The 17,820-nt window shown below is 74.2% G+C and carries 15 protein-coding genes; 7 read left to right on the forward strand and 8 right to left on the reverse strand.

The features are described 5' to 3' along the window. Positions 1-40 precede the first annotated feature (40 nt). Positions 41-337 (forward strand): DUF3263 domain-containing protein, encoded by a 297-nt coding sequence (locus tag ACRAKJ_RS02165; protein ID WP_438925806.1) that lies wholly within the window; start codon positions 41-43, stop codon positions 335-337. Next, positions 334-1,008, forward strand: coding sequence for a LytR C-terminal domain-containing protein (locus ACRAKJ_RS02170; RefSeq protein ID WP_438925805.1), 675 nt, complete (start codon positions 334-336; stop codon positions 1,006-1,008). Before ACRAKJ_RS02165 ends, ACRAKJ_RS02170 begins: the two co-directional genes overlap by 4 nt. A gap of 100 nt (positions 1,009-1,108) precedes the next feature. Here ACRAKJ_RS02170 and ACRAKJ_RS02175 read toward each other — a convergent pair whose 3' ends face one another. The 4 genes from ACRAKJ_RS02175 to moeA form a co-directional block, all read right to left on the reverse strand. Continuing rightward, positions 1,109-3,481, reverse strand: coding sequence for an AAA family ATPase (locus ACRAKJ_RS02175; protein WP_438925804.1), 2,373 nt, complete (start codon positions 3,479-3,481; stop codon positions 1,109-1,111). A 649-nt stretch (positions 3,482-4,130) separates the two neighbouring features. Continuing rightward, the gene (gene pssA / locus ACRAKJ_RS02180; RefSeq protein ID WP_447008860.1) at positions 4,131-5,099 is read right to left on the reverse strand and encodes a CDP-diacylglycerol--serine O-phosphatidyltransferase; all 969 of its coding nucleotides are present in this window, start codon (positions 5,097-5,099) and stop codon (positions 4,131-4,133) included. 4 nt (positions 5,100-5,103) lie between these two features. After that, positions 5,104-5,817 (reverse strand): phosphatidylserine decarboxylase, encoded by a 714-nt coding sequence (locus ACRAKJ_RS02185; protein WP_438923617.1) that lies wholly within the window; start codon positions 5,815-5,817, stop codon positions 5,104-5,106. Between the two features lie 175 nt (positions 5,818-5,992). Beyond that, positions 5,993-7,207 carry a molybdopterin molybdotransferase MoeA gene (gene moeA, locus ACRAKJ_RS02190; RefSeq protein ID WP_438923618.1) on the reverse strand — a complete coding sequence of 405 codons (1,215 nt, stop codon included), beginning with the start codon at positions 7,205-7,207 and terminating at the stop codon, positions 5,993-5,995. 54 nt (positions 7,208-7,261) lie between these two features. Between moeA and ACRAKJ_RS02195 the strand changes: the two genes are divergently transcribed. The 4 genes from ACRAKJ_RS02195 (at position 7,262) to groL (ending at position 11,451) form a co-directional block, all read left to right on the forward strand. Further along, positions 7,262-7,906: an AIM24 family protein gene (locus ACRAKJ_RS02195; RefSeq protein WP_438923645.1), complete on the forward strand. Its 645-nt coding sequence runs from the start codon at positions 7,262-7,264 to the stop codon at positions 7,904-7,906. 80 nt (positions 7,907-7,986) lie between these two features. Next, entirely contained in the window at positions 7,987-8,193 is a 207-nt protein-coding gene (locus ACRAKJ_RS02200) for a cold-shock protein (protein WP_033443686.1), read from the forward strand. Between the two features lie 124 nt (positions 8,194-8,317). Continuing rightward, complete coding sequence (locus ACRAKJ_RS02205) at positions 8,318-9,613, forward strand: protein kinase domain-containing protein (protein WP_438923619.1); 1,296 nt, start codon at positions 8,318-8,320, stop codon at positions 9,611-9,613. Positions 9,614-9,828: 215 nt separating this feature from the next. Continuing rightward, complete coding sequence (gene groL / locus ACRAKJ_RS02210) at positions 9,829-11,451, forward strand: chaperonin GroEL (RefSeq protein WP_438923620.1); 1,623 nt, start codon at positions 9,829-9,831, stop codon at positions 11,449-11,451. Between the two features lie 978 nt (positions 11,452-12,429). On the opposite strand, the gene ACRAKJ_RS02215 is transcribed toward groL, so the two are convergent. The 4 genes from ACRAKJ_RS02215 to ACRAKJ_RS02230 all read right to left on the reverse strand — a co-directional run bounded on the left by ACRAKJ_RS02215 (position 12,430) and on the right by ACRAKJ_RS02230 (position 16,996). Next, entirely contained in the window at positions 12,430-15,249 is a 2,820-nt protein-coding gene (locus ACRAKJ_RS02215) for a CHAT domain-containing protein (protein ID WP_438923621.1), read from the reverse strand. A gap of 316 nt (positions 15,250-15,565) precedes the next feature. Next, a complete protein-coding gene (locus ACRAKJ_RS02220; protein ID WP_438923646.1) occupies positions 15,566-15,988 on the reverse strand; it encodes a carboxypeptidase regulatory-like domain-containing protein in 423 nt (140 codons plus the stop codon). Between the two features lie 59 nt (positions 15,989-16,047). Beyond that, entirely contained in the window at positions 16,048-16,653 is a 606-nt protein-coding gene (locus tag ACRAKJ_RS02225) for a sigma-70 family RNA polymerase sigma factor (RefSeq protein ID WP_438923647.1), read from the reverse strand. 178 nt (positions 16,654-16,831) lie between these two features. Further along, on the reverse strand, positions 16,832-16,996 hold the full coding sequence (locus ACRAKJ_RS02230) for a hypothetical protein (RefSeq protein ID WP_438923622.1): 165 nt from the start codon (positions 16,994-16,996) through the stop codon (positions 16,832-16,834). A gap of 166 nt (positions 16,997-17,162) precedes the next feature. Here ACRAKJ_RS02230 and ACRAKJ_RS02235 point away from each other — a divergent pair, with 166 nt between their 5' ends. Then, a complete protein-coding gene (locus ACRAKJ_RS02235) occupies positions 17,163-17,816 on the forward strand; it encodes a copper homeostasis protein CutC (RefSeq protein WP_438923623.1) in 654 nt (217 codons plus the stop codon). The last annotated feature ends 4 nt before the right edge of the window (positions 17,817-17,820 follow it).

The raw sequence follows: 17,820 nt of genomic DNA on the forward strand, positions 1-17,820 counted from the left end.
TTGAATGGCACCCACGCACGGGACACGGCTGAGGAGCCAGATGGACGCCGCAGAGGCACTGGCGCCGGCGGAGGGGCCGGACGACGGTTTGAACGACCGGGAACGCGAGATCCTGGCCTTCGAACGCCAGTGGTGGAAGTACGCGGGTGCCAAGGAACAAGCGATCAAAGAGCTGTTCGACATGTCGGCGACGCGGTACTACCAACTGCTCAACGCGTTGATCGAGAAGGAAGAGGCGTTGGCCGCTGACCCGATGTTGATCAAGAGACTGCGTCGTTCCCGCTCCGGCAGGCTGCGCGCCCGCCTGGCGAAGCGCCTGGGTGTCGAGCGCCGATGACGAACCCGGAACAGCCCGCGGGTTCCGCGCAGCCGGCCCGCGCCGCGGGGTACGTGCTGCTCGGCGTCGCCGCCATCGCCCTGGTCGTCGGTGTGGTCAGCCTGTTCACGGGCGGCCCCGACGACGAACCGCCCGCCGCCCAGTCCACCCCGCCGTCGGCCTCCTCACCCGCCCCCGGCACCGACACCGCCGCGCCGTCGACCGGGTCGCCGACCGGGTCGTCGACCGCGCCCGCCGAGTCCCCGGGCCAAAACCCGACCACCACCGAGCCCCCCGCGACCCAGCCGCCCGCCACCACCCCCGGCGGCCAGGGGACCACCGCGCCGGGCGCGCCGGGCGTCACCGACACCCCGCCGCCACCGGTGACCCCGAAACCCGCGGTGCGCGTCTACAACAACAGCACCATCCCCAACCTGGCCGCCCGCGCGTCCGACGACGTGCAGAAAGCCGGCTGGTCCGTCGCCGAGACCGGCAACTACTCGCAGGGCACCATCCCCACCACCACCGTCTACTACCGGCCCGGCACGGACGAGGAGGAGTCGGCGAAACTGCTGGCCACCACCCTCGGCGCCCGCGTCGAAGCCCGGTTCGACGGCATCAGGGACGCCCACGCCGGCATCATCGTGATCGTCACCAACGACTACCGGGGACCGTCCGGCAAGGTCTCCTGACCCGAGCGCACCACACCTTTCGGAACGCGCCCCGGAACCCCCACGGGTCCGGGGCGCGCCCCGTCAACCCCCCGTCAGGCCCCGCTCCCGTTCCCGCGCGTCACGACCCCGACCTGCTCTCCGCGTACGCGGCCAACGACGCGAGCTGCGCCGGGTCCAACGACGGCCGCACCGCCGCCCGCGCCGCCGCCAGGTGCGCCGCCGTCACCTCCGCCGCCTCCAACGACTCCCGCATCGCCGTCAACGCCGCCTCCCGCACCAGCGCCGAGCAGTCCGCCGCCGAGTACCCCTCCAGGTCCTCCGCCAACGCCGCCAGGTCCACGTCGTCCGCCAACGGCGTGTTCCGCGACGCCGCCCGCAGGATCTCCGCCCGCGCCTCCCCGTCCGGCGGCGGCACGTACACCAGCCGCTCCAACCGGCCCGGCCGCAGCAGCGCCGGGTCGATCAGCTCCGGCCGGTTCGTCGCACCCAGCACGATCACGTCCCGCAACGGCTCCACACCGTCCAACTCGGTCAGCAGCGCCGCCACCACCCGGTCCGCCACACCCGAGTCCGACGACTGCCCGCGCCTCGGCGCCAACGCGTCCACCTCGTCGAGGAACACCAGCGCCGGCGCCGCCTCCGCCGCCCGCCGGAACAACTCCCGCACCGCCCGCTCGGACTCGCCGACGAACTTGTCCATCAGCTCCGCGCCCTTGACCGACAGCACGTTCAACCGGCCCGTCCCGGCCAGCGCGCGCACCAGGAACGTCTTCCCGCACCCCGGCGGCCCGTACAGCAGCAGCCCGCGCGGCGGCGCCACCCCCAGCCGCGCGAACGAGTCCGGGTACTGCAACGGCCACAGCGCCGCCTCGGTCAGGGCCTGCTTCACCTCGACCATGTCGCCGACGTCGGCCAACGTCAACCCGCCCGTCCGCAACGTGTCCGAAGTGGACATCGAGATCGGCCGCACCGTCTCCAGCGCGCCCAGCAGGTCGCCCTGCCCCACCTTCGGCTCGTCCGCACCGCGCTGCCGCAACGCCGCCCGCACCGCCGCCTCGCGCCGCAGAGCCACCAGGTCCGCGGCCACGAACCCCGGCGTCCGGTCCGCCACCGCGCCCAGGTCCACACCGGACCCGACCGGCACGTCCCGCAGCAGCACCCGCAGCAGCTCCGTCCGCGCCGCCCCGTCCGGCAGCGGGAGCACCAGCTCCCGGTCCACCAGCTCCGGCACCCGCAACCGCGGGTCCACCGCCTCCGGGTGCGCGCTGGTCACCACCAGCGCCACCCCCTCGGGACGCCCGCGCAACGCGTCCAGCACGATCGTCGCCACCGGCGGCGGCGAGGACGCGGGCAGCAGCACCTCCACGTCCGTCACCAGCAGCACCGCCGGGGCCTGGGCCGCGGCGATCGCGTCGGCCACCCGCTGAGCCGCCGCGTTCGCCTCCAGCACCGCCACGCTGGGTGCCGCGACCTCGACCACCCCGGCCCCCGCCGCCGCCGCGACCGACCGCACCAACGTGGCCTTGCCGACCCCCTCGGGCCCGCTGACCAGCGCCGCGAGCCGCGACGTCGTCCCCAACCGCGCCAACAGCTCCGGGTGGGTGAAGCTCAGGTCGAACCACTCCGCCAACCGGGTGGCCGCGTCCCGGTGCCCCACGAGGTCGGCCACCGGCACCACCGGCTCGTCAACCCCACCCCCGGGACCACCCGCCACCCGCCCGCCGGCCGCCACCCCCGCCCCGGCCGAGCCGACCACCACCCCGCCGCCGCCCCCGGCCCCGCCGATCCCCCCGCCGCCCCCACCGCTCCCGATCCCCCCACCGCTCCCGGTCCGCGCAGGCCAACCCCCCGCGCCACCCCCCGAACCACCCCCGGCAGACCCACCCGCCCCTCCCGGCCCACCCGGCCCACCCGAACCGGTCATCCCATCACCCGTCCGAGCCCCATCCCGCCACCCGACGACAGTCGAAGGCTGCACCGCCACCGGCCCGTCCGCCGGATCGACCGAGGTGATCGTGAGCAGCTCGTTCGTCCAGGTCATCCCGATCGCGTTGGAGAGCTTGCTCCGCGTGGCGCTCACGTCCGCGCCGGGCGGCGGCGCGAGGTCCTGGGGCAGCAGCGACACGGCGTCGCCGACCGTGAGCACCTTCCCGGTCAGCGCCATGCGCAACGTCTCGGGCGTGAGCGACGTGCTGGCCAACCGCGACCCGGCCACCGTGACCGCGCGGGCGGCGGCGACCTCGACCGGGGCCACGACGATCTCGGAGCCCTCGACGACGCCGAGGTTCGACAGGGTGACGTCGTCCACCAGCACCACGCCGGGCGGACCGTCACCGGCGGCGGCGAGGGCGGCGCTGACCCGCGCGCCGGTGAGGCGCACGGCGTCCCACGCGCGCAGCCCCAGCGCGTCGAGCACTTCGGGGTGCATGCGCACCACGCCGCGGCGGGTGTCCAGGGCCGACGGGGACAGGCGGGCCGTCAGGGTGATCACGCCGTGGAGCGTAGTGCGGGGCCGCGCTCGGCGACGGTTCGTTCCCGGCTCACGCCTACCGGTCGCCGCTCACGCCTGCCGGTCGCCGCTCACGCCTGCCGGTCGCCGCTCACGCCTGCCGGTCGCCGCTCACGCCCGCCGGCTGCCGCTCACGCCCGCTGGTCGCCGCGCGCCGCTGGCCGCCGCCCGCCTGCCCGCCGGCTGCCGCCCGCCCGCCGGCTGCCGCGCACGCTCGTCGGCCGCGGCTCGGGGTGGTCGTTCTCCGTCGTCTGCGGGCGAGAGGCGAAGGAGGCGGGGCGGTGGGGCGGTGGAGGCGGCGGGGTGGGGGAGGCGGGGAGTCAGGGGAGTGGTGGCGGAGGGTGTGGGTGGCGGGTTGACGGGGTGTGGGGGCTGGTCGGCGTCTCCTTCGTTTCCAACCGAGTGCCGAGACCCCCGGTTACGTACATCGATCACCCGATCGTGTCTGGCAAGGGCGGAAAACTCCAGGTCACGCCCCCAAGTTGCCAAACCGGCCCACCCGTCGCAACCCGCCCACCCGCCACCTGTGGACAACTTCGACGACCCCGACCACCCCGACCACCCCGACGACGACTCCGCACCCGCGAAGAAGAGCAGGGCCCGGGGGCGACAGCCCCCGGGCCCTGCTCGGTCACGGCCGGTCCTGCCGGTGCAACCCCATGTGCCGCCACCCGCGCCTCTTGCCCGGGGGGCCGGCTCCGTTCGTCTCGGCCGCCACCTGCGTGGGGTCCACCCGGCGCGGTCGCCGCACGGCGCGCCTCGCCGCGCCCGCCACCCGACCGCCGAGGGGTTGGCGCAGGCCCAGCCGCCGCGCCGCCACGCCGTGGGCGCGCTTGATCGCGCGCCGGTCCGCCGCGGGCACCGACCAGGCTTCCGGGTGCTTCGCCAGCCACCGGTACCGGCGGACCGAGTACGGCAGGTGCCCGAGGTACACGAGCATCGCCGCGATGAGCGCCACCAGCGGGAACGTGATGACGGCCGCGGCGAGCAGGCTCACCAGGACCAGCAGCGGCGCGACGTAGCGGGGCGGGACCTTGATGGTCTTCACCGACAGCGTCGGGATGCGGCTGACCAGCAGCAGCGCGACGGCGACGGTCCACACCGCGACGACCGGGCCGCTGGACCACCACCCGGAGCGGCCGATCTGCTCGTCCACGATGAGCGGCAGCAGGAGCAGCAGGCCGCCGGCGGGGGCGGGGACGCCGACGAAGAACTCCTTCGCGTACGGCGGCTGCTCGACCTCCAGCAGGGTGTTGAACCGCGCCAGCCGCAGCACCATGCACACCGCGAACACGAGCGCGATGACCCAGCCCTGCCGGCTGCCCTCGAACTGCCAGATGTAGATGACGAGCGCCGGTGCGACGCCGAACGAGATGGCGTCGGCCAGCGAGTCCAGCTCGGCGCCCATCTTGCTGGTGGCGTCGAGCAGCCGGGCGAGCCGGCCGTCGAGCCCGTCGAACAGGGCCGCCGCCGCGATGGCGCCGATGGCCGCGCCCCACATGCCGCTCAGGGCGAAGTGCACGGACGACAGCCCGGCGCTCATCGCGAGGACCGTGATGGCGTTCGGCAGCAGCCTGATGCCCGGCCCGCTGGGAGCCATCCGCTCAGCCCTCCGAGGGGAGTTCGGCGAGCACGGTCTCGCCGCCGATGGTGCGCTGCCCGGCCTCGACGAGCACGCGGCTGCCGAGCGGCACGTAGAGGTCGACGCGGGAGCCGAACCGGATGAGGCCGTAGGTCTGCCCGGCGGTCACCTTGTCGCCCTCGGCGACCTGGCACACGATGCGCCGCGCCACGAGCCCGGCGATCTGCACGACGACCACGTCGTGCCCGCCCTCGGAGGTGAGCCAGACGGTGTTGCGCTCGTTGTCCTCGCTGGCCTTGTCCAGGTCGGCGGACAGGAACTTGCCGGGCCGGTACGACACCTGCCGCACGAGGCCGGGCACGGGGACGCGCTGCACGTGGACGTCGAACACGGACAGGAACACGCTGATGCGGGTCATCGGCGCGCTGCCCAGGCCGAGTTCGGCGGGCGGCGCGGCCTCGACGACGTGGGAGACGGTGCCGTCGGCGGGCGCGACCGCGAGGCCGGGGCGGGTGGGGGTGGTGCGCGCGGGCTCGCGGAAGAACCACGCCACCCACGCGGTCAGCAGCGCGCCGGCGACGCCGAGGCGCTTGGAGTACCGGCGCAGCAGCAGCGTCGCGACGGCGGCACCCGCCACGAAGGGGCGGCCCGCGGGGTGCATCGGGGGGACGATCCCCCTGGCGAGCTGGACGAAGTGGGAGACGGCACCACTGTTCTGGTCGCGATCGGAGGTCATGGCTCTTCCGTGGTAGGGCTGTGCTTCCGGCCCGTTACACGCTACGCGGCTCGGCCGGTCCCCGTCCGGCCCGCCCGTGCGTCCCCCGACGAACGCACGCGCGGGCGGAACGGGGATCGGCGCGAGTGTAAGTCCGGTCACAGGCGATGATCAACGCCTGACCGTCACCGTCACACTACTCTCCGTACAGGAGTCGGACGGTCACCTCGTCGCCCTCAGCCAGTGACGTCACGTCCTCCGGCACCTCGATCAGGCAGTTGCTGATCGCCAGCGCCGACAGCAGGTGCGACCCCGGCCCGCCCACCGGCGTCACCACCCGCCCGGACGCCGGGTCGAACAGGCCGCGCCGGAACTGGGTGCGCCCCGCCGGCGACGTCACCGGCGCGCTCAACCGGCCCGTCGCCGTCGGCCGCTCCGCCGACGCGAACCCCATGGCCGCCCGCAGCGCCGGCCGCACGAACACCTCGAACGACACCTGCGCGCTCACCGGGTTCCCGGGCAGCGTCGCCACCGCCACGCCCCGGTAGCGGCCCGCGCCCTGCGGCCCGCCCGGCTGCATCGCGACCTTCGTGAACTCGACCCCGTGCCCGGTGAACGCGTCCTTCACCACCTCGTACGCGCCCGCGCTCACCCCGCCCGAGGTCAGCAGCAGGTCCACCGACCCGAGCCGCGGCTCCAGCGCCGCGCGGAACCGCTCCACGTCGTCCGGCACGAACCGCAGCAGCTCCGCCTCGCCGCCCGCCTCGCGCACCGCCGCCGCCAGCATCACGCCGTTCGACTCGAAGATCTGCCCGCGCTCCAGCACCTCGCCCGGCCCCACCAGCTCCGAGCCGGTCGACAGCACCAGCACCCGGGGCCGCCTGCGCACCGGCAGCGACCCGAACCCCAGCGCCGCCACCAGCCCCAGCTGCGCCGGCCCCAGCACCGTGCCCGCGACCAGCACGGTCGCGCCCGCCGCCACGTCGTCCGCCGCGCGCCGCACGTTCTGCTCCACCGCCACGGCCCGGTCCACCCGCACCGACGACGTGCCGCCGTCCGTCCACTCCACCTGCACCACGGCGTCCGCGCCCGTCGGCAGCGGCGCGCCCGTCATGATCCGGTGCGCCGTGCCGGGCGCCAGCGGCACGTCCGCCGCCGGTCCCGCCGGGACGTCCCGCTCCACCGGCAGCACCACCGGCGGCGACGCCACGTCCGCCGCGCGCACCGCGTACCCGTCCATCGCGGAGTTGTCGAACGGCGGCAGCGGGATCGCGGCCACCACGTCCCGGGCCAGCACCAGGCCCAGGCAGTCGGCCAGCGGCAGGTCGGCCACCGGCATCAGGCCCACGAGGTCCGCGACGCGGGCCTTGTGATCAGCGACTCGGGTCAGCGCGTTCGTCACGCGCCCCATCCTGCCCCGCGCGTGGCAGACTGCCCCGACCGGCTGATCACGACAGGGGGAACGTTGCAGGTCCGGACGCGCCACACCCCCACCTTCGGGGTGGCCAGACTCGTCCTCGCACCGGCTGAGCCGGTGCTCGTCGAGCGGTCCTCCGTCCTCGCCACCAGCTACGGCACCGGCGTCGACACCAAGGTCAAGGCGCCCGGCGTGACCGGCGCCCTGTGCACCGCCGGCCCCGAGGGCGGCTGGGTCGACGTCGCCCCGCCGCTGCCCGGCGACCTCCACGTCCTCGAACTCGACGGCACCACCGGCTGGTGCGTCGCCCGCGACAGCTGGCTCGCCGCCCCCGCCACCGCCCGCCTCGACCCGGCCGCGCCGCCCGTGCGCGCCCTGCACGGCGGCGACAGCGGCTTCCTCGCCTACGCGTTCGGCACCGGCCCCGTCGTGCTGTCCTGCTACGGCACGCTCGACGTCGTCACCCTCGACGCGGGCGAGCTGGTCACCCTCGCCGCCGGGCACGTCGTCGCCTTCGCGGACAGCGTCCAGTGCAGGTTGCGCGCCGTTTCCCCGGACTCCCCGCAATCCGTTCGGAATGGCGAAGGACTCGTCCTGGACTTCGCGGGACCCGGTCTCGTGCTCACCCGGACCCGCAGTCCGCGTTCCCTGGTCTCTTGGTTGCGCGACAACGGATTCAGCGCGCGCTCATGACTCCATAAGGAGGTATCGGCGAACCCCCTCGTGCCTCTAGCGTGGCGGTTCGCTCAGGGTATTTCTCGAAGGAGGACGTCTTGGCTGTCGGCACGGTCAAGTGGTTCAACTCGGAGAAGGGGTACGGCTTCATCGCCGCCGACGGTGGGCCGGACGTCTTCGTCCACTACTCGGCGATCCAGATGGAGGGCTTCCGCACGCTGGCCGAGGGCGACCGCGTGGAGTTCGAGATCCAGGCCGGCCGCGACGGCCGCAGCCAGGCGTCGGACGTCCGGAAGGCACCGTGATCCCCGCCCGGCCCGCTTCGCGGCGGGTCGGGCCGCTCACCGCACACCGCCCCGGGGACGCCGCGCACGGGTTTTGACGGGAACGCCGCGCACGTCGCGCCGCCGGGACGTTAGGCTGCCTCGCGTGTCGGAGGACCTGAGCGGGCGGCGGCTGGGGCACTACCGGATCGACGGCGTGCTCGGGCGCGGGGGCATGAGCGTCACCTACCGGGCCACGGACGTCAGGCTCGGCCGCAAGGTCGCCCTGAAGGTCATCGGCGAGCACCTCACCGCCGACGCCGAGTTCCGCGAGCGGTTCGTCGACGAGGCCCGCAACACCTCGGCCATCGACCACGCCAACATCGTGCCGCTCTACGACTTCGACGAGGTCGACGGGCTGCTCTACATCGCGATGCGCCTGGTCGACGGGCAGGACCTCGCCGCGCTCATCAAGGACGGCCCCCTCTCGCCCGCGCGGACGCTCACGCTGCTCGGCCAGGTCGCCGAAGCGCTCGACATGCTGCACGGCAAGGGCCTCGTCCACCTCGACGTGAAACCGGCGAACGTGCTGGTCACGGCCAAGGAGGCGTCGCGCGAGCACGTGTACCTCGCCGACTTCGGCCTCACCCGGCGCGGCGCCACCGGGCACCGCACCCGCACCGGCGACTTCCTCGGCTCGCCCACCTACGCCGCGCCCGAGCACCTGCGCGGCGAACCCCTCGACGGGCGCACCGACCAGTACGCGCTCGCGTGCATGCTGTTCGCCTGCCTGTCCGGCCGGCCGCCGTACCAGGGGGGTGTGCAGGACGTCATCCAGGGCCACCTCGCGTCCGAGACGCCGTCGTTGACCGCCCTGGTGTCCCTGCCGCCGGCCATCGACGACGTGCTGCGCAAGGCGACCTCCAAGGACCCGTCGCAGCGCTACGCCTCGTGCGTGGAGCTGGTCAACGCCGCCCGCACCGCGCTGTCCGCCGCGCCCCAGGGCGCCCCGCCGCCGCGCCGCACCGACTCCGGCTCGATGCCCGCGCTCGGCTCCCCGGTGCCCGGTCACCAGTCGTCCGGGCCCCAGGGGGCCGGTCCTCAAGGCGGCGTGCCCGCCCAGCAGCACCAGCCCTACCGGCCGTCGCCGCAGCAGCAGCCCTACCAGCAGCAACAGCAGCAGCCCGGGTTCCTCCAGGACCCCGTCCGGCTGCGCCCGCCCGCGCAGGTCGGCGCGTCCGCGTTCACCACCACCGGCAAGTCCCGGCCCGCCTGGTTCGCGCCCGTCGTCGCGGGCGTCGTCGCGATCGCGGCGATCGTCGTCCTCGTGTTCATCCTCACCCCGAAGGATGAACCGCCGCGACCGGTCGACCAGACCGGCACCACCCAGTCCATCGACGTCGGGGGCACCTCGGGCAGCAAGCCGCTGCCCACCAGCGTGCCCGTTCGGTCGTCCCGCTGAGCTGCACTTCTTGCACTCTCCTGCGTCGAGTGCTAAACACGGTACTGGCACTCGGAACACCTGAGTGCCAACACGCAGGCTGGGACTGGTGAGGCCCGCCCCCACGGGGGCAGGTCGTCCGTCGCGGGCACCGCGCCTGGCCGAAGCACCGTGTTCCGCTGTGGGCTCGCGCCTGCAGTGGCCCCATTCGTAATCAGGCGGAGGAACACACCGCAATGGCCAAGATGATCGCGTTCGACGAGGATGCCCGCCGCGGCCTTGAGCGTGGCATGAACCAGCTCGCCGACGCCGTCAAGGTGACGCTCGGCCCCAAGGGCCGCAACGTCGTGCTCGAGAAGAAGTGGGGCGCGCCGACCATCACCAACGACGGCGTCTCCATCGCCAAGGAGATCGAGCTCGAGGACCCCTGGGAGAAGATCGGGGCCGAGCTCGTCAAGGAAGTGGCGAAGAAGACCGACGACGTCGCGGGTGACGGCACCACCACCGCCACCGTGCTGGCCCAGGCCCTGGTCCGCGAGGGCCTGCGCAACGTGGCCGCCGGCGCCAACCCGCTCGGCCTCAAGCGCGGCATCGAGCAGGCCGTCGAGGCCGTCATCGAGCAGCTGCACAAGACCGCCAGGGAGGTCGAGACCAAGGAGCAGATCGCCGCCACGGCGTCCATCTCCGCGGGCGACACCACCATCGGCGAGCTCATCGCCGAGGCGATGGACAAGGTCGGCAAGGAAGGCGTCATCACCGTCGAGGAGAGCAACGCTCTCGGTCTCGAGCTCGAGCTCACCGAGGGCATGCGCTTCGACAAGGGCTACATCTCCGGTTACTTCGTGACCGACCCGGAGCGGCAGGAAGCGGTCCTCGAGGACCCGTACATCCTGCTCTACGGCTCCAAGATCTCCACGGTCAAGGACCTGCTCCCCCTGCTGGAGAAGGTCATGCAGGGCGGCAAGCCGCTGCTGATCATCTCCGAGGACGTCGAGGGCGAGGCCCTGGCCACGCTGGTCGTCAACAAGATCCGCGGCACCTTCAAGTCCGTCGCCGTCAAGGCCCCGGGCTTCGGCGACCGCCGCAAGGCGATCCTCCAGGACATCGCCATCCTCACCGGTGGCCAGGTCATCACGGAGGACGTCGGCCTCAAGCTGGAGAACGCCGACCTGTCGCTGCTGGGCAAGGCCCGCAAGGTCGTCGTGACCAAGGACGAGACCACCGTCGTCGAGGGTGCGGGTGACGCCGAGCAGATCCAGGGCCGCGTCAACCAGATCCGCGCCGAGATCGAGAAGTCGGACTCCGACTACGACCGCGAGAAGCTGCAGGAGCGCCTGGCGAAGCTCGCCGGCGGTGTCGCGGTCATCAAGGCCGGCGCCGCCACCGAGGTGGAGCTGAAGGAGCGCAAGCACCGCATCGAGGACGCGGTGCGCAACGCCAAGGCCGCCGTCGAGGAGGGCATCGTCGCCGGTGGTGGCGTGGCCCTGCTCCAGGCCGCCGAGATCGCGTTCGCGGGCCTGAAGCTCGAGGGCGACGAGGCCACCGGTGCCAACATCGTCAAGGTCGCCGTCGAGGCGCCGCTGAAGCAGATCGCCGTGAACGCCGGCCTCGAAGGCGGCGTCGTGGTGGAGAAGGTCAAGGGCCTCCCCGTGGGTCACGGCCTCAACGCCGCCACCGGCGTGTACGAGGACCTGCTCGCGGCCGGTGTCCCGGACCCGACCAAGGTGACCCGTTCGGCGCTGCAGAACGCCGCGTCGATCGCCGCCCTGTTCCTCACCACCGAGGCGGTCGTCGCCGACAAGCCGGAGAAGGCGGGCTCCGCCCCGGCCGTCCCGGACGCCGGCGGCATGGACTTCTGATCGGTTCTCCGATCAGGTGAGGTCCCTCCCGGAGGGCCCGGTTCGCTTCACGCGGACCGGGCCCTCCGGTATTCGTGAGGTGGAATAACGGCGGGTGGTGTGTTTTGCGCATCGGGTGTCGAATGCGGTGACCAGCGCTTTCGACAAAAGGGCTGACACGATTGGGTGAACCAGGCGTCGATAATGTACGGAAACGCTGTTACGGCCATCGGTTGGACAATGCAGCGCCCCGACCCGCCACCAGTCCCGAGAACGCCACGAGCCCAAACCCCCGACCCGGCCCACTCACCCACTGACCCTTAACCCACTCACCCACCCCGCCCCGCTGACCCCCGCCACTCACCCCGCCCCATTCACCCCGCTCCCCAAGGGCCGCCACCCCAGCCCGCACCGACCATCACGCTGCCTCCAGCGCTCCAGCGCTCCAGCGCTCCAGCGCTCCAGCGCTCCAGCGCTCCAGCGCTCCAGCGCTCCAGCGCTCCAGCGCCCCAGCGCCCCAGCGCTCCAGCGCCCCAGCGCACCGCCCGCCCGAGGTGCCGCGTCGCCTGCCCGCCTGCCTGTCCGCGCCGCGCCCCGCCTGCGCCGCCCATTCGCGCCGCGTCTGCCCGCGCCGCCTCTCCGTGCCGCGTCTGCCCGCGCCGCCCACTCGCGCCGCGCCCGCCTGCGCCGCCTGTCCGCGCTACCGGCCCGCCCGCGCCGTACCGGCCCGCCCGCGCCGTACCGGCCCGCCTGCGCCGCCCACCCGCGCCTGTCCGCGTCGCCTGCCTGTGCCCGCGCCTGCCGCGCTTGCTGCGCCTGTCCGCGCCGTGTCTGCCTGTCCGCCCGGGACGTCGAGCCGCCGGCCTATGCCGGTCGCCCTTCTGCGCCCCCGAGGTGGGGCGGGTTTCGGTCTTCGGGCCGCTTGGGTGGCGTGGTGGATTGTGGGATTGTTGAACGAGGGGGCGATTGGTGTGGCGGGGTAGGGGTGGGGTGGGGGCCTCAGGCGCCGAAGCACACGAACGGGCGGCGTAGGGGGTCGGCGGCGGTTGCCTCCGCCAGGGCGTGCGAGGGCGGCTTGCCCTCGGCCAGCAGCTTGTGGAACATCGCCATCGTCCGGGACGCGGCCCGGTCGCCCACCTTGCTGACGGCGGCGACCACGGTCCGCGACCCGCTGGCCAGCAGCGCGCCGGCGAAACCCAGGGCCTCGTCGCCCGGCCTGATGCGGCTCAGCGCCAGCGAGCACGCCGCCAGCACCACCTGCTCGGGCGCCCTGCGCAGCCTGGCCGTCTCGTGGGCGAACAGCGGCCCGTCGGCCAGCTCCAAGCGGGAGAAGAGGGCGTTGTCGGCCACGTGCTCGCCGTGCGCGGCGATGTGCGCCAGGCGCGCCCCGTCCAACGCCTCCAGCACGTCCGACACCGCGTCGACCACCACCGCGTCGGGGTAGGCCCCGCGCAGGTCGCTCACCTCGCCCACCGCCTCCGGCAGGTCCGGTCCGCCGACCAGGACGACCCGCGTGGCGCGCGGGGCGGCGGACGCCGCGTTCAGCCACGCCGTCGCCGAGGGGGCGACCACCACGGGCCGGTTGTGCAGGGACGGCAGGGCGTTCCACGGCACCGCGTACAGCTCGCCGGTCGGGACGACCACCAGTTCGCCCGCGCCCAGGTGGGGGCCCAGCGGCGCGATGAGCACCTCGTCCAAGCGTGCGGCACGCCGGGCCGCCGACTCGGTGATCGCGGCGGCCAGCACCTCGGGCAGGTGGTCGGGGGCCAGCACGTCGAGGTCGGCGTGCAGCTGCCTGCTCAGCTCGAACGCCTCACCGGCCCGCCCCAGGCGGACCAGGGTCGCGCCGTCCCGGGACAGCACGACGGCGGACAGGACGTCGTCGCGGGCGACGAAGCTGACCACGGTCCGGTCGCCCAGGTGCGGCACCACGTCGCCGACCCGGCGGACGGGCCGGGGCCGCCCCCACACGCTGGTGTGCCAGCCCAGGCGCGCGACCTCGTTCTGGAGGACGTCGAGGCGGGCCTCCAGCTCGTCGGCGGGACGCCCGTCGAGGCGGGCCTGCTGCACGGCGCGGGACAGGCTGCGCGACTCGGCGACGCGCCGCGCGAGCACCGGGTCGTCGATCGCCGGCAGCGGCTCGTAGCGGTAAACCTGGGCGCGGGTGCGCTCCAGCCAGTCGAACGCCACCCCGGCGTCGCCGTCCCGGTCCAGGACGAGGCCGACGGCCAGCTCGCCCAGTTCGCGGCCGTGCACGGCGGTGCCGCACAGCAGGTCGAGGCCGCCCATCCGGTCGCGCACCCGGCCCAGTTCGGCCAGGCCCTCCTCGGCCTCGCGCAGGGCGTCGTCGACCGCGCCGGTCGCGACGGCCAGCTCGGCCCGGCACAGGCGGCGCAGCATCCGGTGGTCCACGGGGGTGATGGGGGTGGGCGCGGGCACCCGGTCCAGCAGCCCGCGGGCCCCGGCCAGGTCACCGCGGCGGATCGCCATCCGGACCGCGAGCAGCGTCGCCACGGCCGCCTCGTCGGTCAGGCCGACGGCTTGGAGGCGTGCGGCCAGCTTCGCCGCGCGGGCCGGGGTCGCCGTGCGCGCCGAGGGTGCCGTGCGCGCCGGGGGCGCCGTGCGGGACCGGGCGGAAGGGCCAGGGGGAGAGCTGGAGGGAGAGCTGGAGGGGGAGTCGGCGGGGGAGCTGGAGGGGGACCCGGCGGGGGGAGCGGCAGGGGAGTCAGAGGGAGAGCCGGCCCGGGGGGCGGGGCGGGGGTTCGCCGAGGCGGAGACCGAGACGGCGATCGGCAGGCGCGCGGACGCCGTCGTGCCCGTCCTCGGCGGTCCGGCGGTCGGGCGTCGGTCGGTGGTGAGGAAGAAGCCCTCCACCGGCGGCAGCATCACCTCAGCGGAAGCGGAAGCGGAAGCGGAAGTAGGAGCAGGCGCAGGCGCAGGCGCGGGAGAGGGGGAGGGGACGGCGGCGAACTCGGCGCGCATCTTCATCAACGCCGCCAGCTCCGCCCACGACGTGCTGCCGCGCCGCCGGAAGCGGCGTTGTGCCTGGCCCGCCAGGTCCTGCGCGGTCGCCCAGTCACCCTGGAGCAGGGCGGCGGCGGCGCGGGTCAGCTCGGCTTCCGCCAGGTCCTGCCCCACCCGGCGGCGGCGCAGGACGACCAGGGCGTCGTCGAGGTGCTTGGCGGCCTCGTCGGCCAGGCCCGCCGCGAGCATCACGCGCGCCCGGTCGATGCGGGTCCTCGCGACCAGGTCCGGCGCCAGCACGCGGAACGCCCGTTCGGCCTGCTCGTGGTGGTGCAGCGACCGGGGCGCGTCGCCGGTCATCTGGGCGATGTCGCCGAGGTTGCCGTACGCCTTGGCGCGCATCAGCGGCAGGTCCTCGGCCTCGGCCAGCTCGATGGTGCGCCGGATGTCGCGCTCGGCGGCCTCGGGCAGCCCGAACGCGATGTTCGTCAGGCCGCGGTTCATCAGGGCCGCCGACAGCGTCGCCGTGTCGACCGCGCCGGCGGCCAGGCCGTCCTCCAGTTCGCGCACGGACTGGTCGTAGAGCGCGATGGCCTCGGCGGTGCGGCCCGCCCGGTGCAGGATCAGGGCCTGCTGGTCCTTGGCGATGGCGCGCAGCGAGACCGCCTCCGGCCCCTCGGGCAGGGCGGCGATCAGGTCGTTCGCCGTCCCGAGGTGCGCGAGGCCGTTCTCGACCGACCCGGTCTCGGCCTCGCCGTAGGACAGCGTGATCAGTATCCGGATGCGCACCGTGGTCGCCTCCGGGCTGGCCGGGGTGACGGGCAGTGCGCCCAGCGCGCGCCGCAGGAGTCTCACCGCGTCCGCGGGACGACCGGCCGATGCCGCGCGGTAAGCCTGTTTGCGCAGCTCAACGGCAAGATCAAGACCACTGTGGGCGGGGCTGGGTGCCGGTACGACGGCACGGGACACGGACACGCCCTAATGCCAGCACACAGAACGTGCCCGAGGAGCCGTCTTGTGGAGGGAATGGCTGAGCCGAACGGGTCACTCTCCGTGAGTGCACCGCCGGCGACCCGCTGTGAGCGTCCCTCGCAGGCCGAGCGCGCCGAGCGCGCCGAGCGCGCCGAGCGCGCCGAGCAAGGCGCGCGACGCGCCCGCCGCGGCGGGCCGGTTACAACATGATGGTGGGGGTCACGACCGTCCGACCGGGTTCGCCCCGGGAGTTGACCAGGTGGACCACGATCTGCGTGGTGCCCGCCGGCACGTCCGAGAGCACGAACCGGCCACCGTCGTCGGCCTTGGTCGTGCTGGACCGGTGCTCGGCGACCCGGACCTCCACGGTGTGCTCACCCGCGGGCACGAGCCAGCCGTCGATGCGGTGGTGCGCGCCGGTCGAGGTGAAGTTCACCATCAGGGTCAGGTTGTCCACCGTGAACGTGATCGTGCCCGGGTTCCCGCCGCGCACGCCGGCCAGCGAGCCCGCGCGTTCCCAGCGGGCGACCTCGACGTCCAGGTTCTCCAGGGCGACCGCGAACTGGATGCGTTCGACGAGCCCCGGTGGGGGCGCGTCCAACTCGTACACCAGGCGGTTCAGCTCAGTGAGGACTGCGGTGTCCTCTTGGCCTCTGCGGTCATCGCGCGGGTCGATGTCGTTCACCGCGATCCTCCTTCCGCGTCGAGATGTGTGCGCAGCATCGTCAGGCACCGGCCCCTGGTGGGCCCGATGCTGCCGCGTGGCATGGACAGTGCTTCGGCGACCGCGCGGTACTCGGCCCGCCCGGCCAGCACGGTGAGTCGCAGGAGTTCCTGGCACTTCTGCGACAAACGGCCGAAGGCCCGCCACAGCCGGTGGTCCCGGTCGTCGACCAGGGCGGCGTCCTCGGGCAGGCCGTGCTCGCTCTCCAGGTGGTCCGCCAGCTCGTCGCTCAGCGCGGCTTCGCGGTGGGCGGGCGTCCAGGTGCGCTGGGCCTCGCGGCGCGTCGTCACGACGAGCCACCCGGCCAGCGCGCGCGGTTCGACCAGTCGGTCGAGGTGGCGCAGCAGCGCGAGCCACACCGTCTGCACCACGTCCTCGGCGGTGCTGCGGTCCAGCCCGTGCCCCCGCGCGACGTGCCACACGAGCGGTGTCAGGTCCGCGACGAGCACGTCCAGCGCCCTGCGGTCGCCGTCCCGCGCGGCGACGACGCAGGCGGCGTGCCGGTCGGTTCCGTCGAGCCCCTCCCACGGTGGGCGCTCACCCGCCGTGCGCAGTTCTCCCAACGTCGTCACCTCCTCCTCGACTTCCCCCAGCCGGAGCTGATCGTCACACACGGGCGGTGTGCCCGCGGCGGGCGGTCCGCGGTGCCCCCCTCGCACCGCGGACCGCCGTTCCCCAGCCGGGCGGCAGCCGGTCGACACCCCTCGAAGCCGACCGACCGCCGCCCTTCCCCCAGCGTCCTCAGTGCGTTTGGTGATGGCCCTCGGGAGAGGGCGGCGGCGGTTCGGGCAGCTCGGGCGACTTCGGGTCGTCCGGGGTGCCGGTCTCGTCGGACGGTGCCGACGGGTCGAGCTCCAGCTCGTCAACGGGGTCGAGCTCGTCGACGCCAGGCGGGTTGGCGGTCATGCGCGGGCCTCCTCAGTCGGGGTTGAGGTCGGTCATCAGATAAGGAGTGAGTAGTTCTACGGTGGATACACGGCTGCCGGTTCACAGTTCACAGATCAGCCGACCGGGTGACGGGGGTCCGTCGTGGGCGTTCCGGCGCGACCGGCCGCTCGTTATGGTCCAGACCATGTTGGAAGTCATCGCACTGCACGCCGCCGACGCCGAGGCCGCGCAGGCCGGCGGCGCGGACCGCCTCGAACTGACCGTCGACATGGCCTCGGACGGCCTCACGCCGCCGGTCGCCGTGTACCGGGAGGTCGCCGCGGCGACCGACCTGCCGGTGCGCGTCATGCTGCGCGACGCCGTCGGGTTCGCGCCCGGCGACCCCGACCGGCTGCGGCGGGACGCGGCGGCGCTGCGCGAGGCGGGCGCGTCGGAGTTCGTGCTCGGTTTCCTCGACGCCTCCGGCCGGGTCGACGCGGACGCCGTGCGCGCCGTGCTGGCCGAGGTGGGGGGCTGCGCGTGGACGTTCCACCGGGCGCTGGACAACTCCGCCGACCCCGAGGGCGAGTGGGACGTCGTCGCCGGGCTCGGCTGCGACACGGTGCTCGCCGCCGGCAGCCCGCGCGGCGTGGCGGACGGCCTGCCCGTCCTGGAACGGCTCGCCGCCCGGCGGGGCGCGGTGCGGCTGCTCGTCGGCGGCGGGCTGAAGGCGGAGCAGGTGGCCCCGCTCAAGGCCCTCGGCGTGACCGGGTTCCACGTCGGGAGCGCCGTGCGCCCACGCGGGTGGGACGCCCCGCTGTCCGCCGACGCCGTCCGGACCTGGGCGAATCTGGTCTAGACCG

The organism is Saccharothrix sp. DSM 118769, from assembly GCF_052936295.1.

What these genes read in the sequence shown, in the direction of transcription:
- ACRAKJ_RS02235 (WP_438923623.1), top strand. Translation starts at nt 17,163, where the DNA reads ATGTTGGAAGTCATCGCACTGCACGCCGCCGACGCCGAGGCCGCGCAG.
- ACRAKJ_RS02170 (WP_438925805.1), top strand. Translation starts at nt 334, where the DNA reads ATGACGAACCCGGAACAGCCCGCGGGTTCCGCGCAGCCGGCCCGCGCC.
- ACRAKJ_RS02230 (WP_438923622.1), bottom strand. Translation starts at nt 16,996, where the DNA reads ATGACCGCCAACCCGCCTGGCGTCGACGAGCTCGACCCCGTTGACGAG.
- moeA (WP_438923618.1), bottom strand. Translation starts at nt 7,207, where the DNA reads ATGGGGCGCGTGACGAACGCGCTGACCCGAGTCGCTGATCACAAGGCC.
- ACRAKJ_RS02165 (WP_438925806.1), top strand. Translation starts at nt 41, where the DNA reads ATGGACGCCGCAGAGGCACTGGCGCCGGCGGAGGGGCCGGACGACGGT.
- ACRAKJ_RS02185 (WP_438923617.1), bottom strand. Translation starts at nt 5,817, where the DNA reads ATGACCTCCGATCGCGACCAGAACAGTGGTGCCGTCTCCCACTTCGTC.
- pssA (WP_447008860.1), bottom strand. Translation starts at nt 5,099, where the DNA reads ATGGCTCCCAGCGGGCCGGGCATCAGGCTGCTGCCGAACGCCATCACG.
- groL (WP_438923620.1), top strand. Translation starts at nt 9,829, where the DNA reads ATGGCCAAGATGATCGCGTTCGACGAGGATGCCCGCCGCGGCCTTGAG.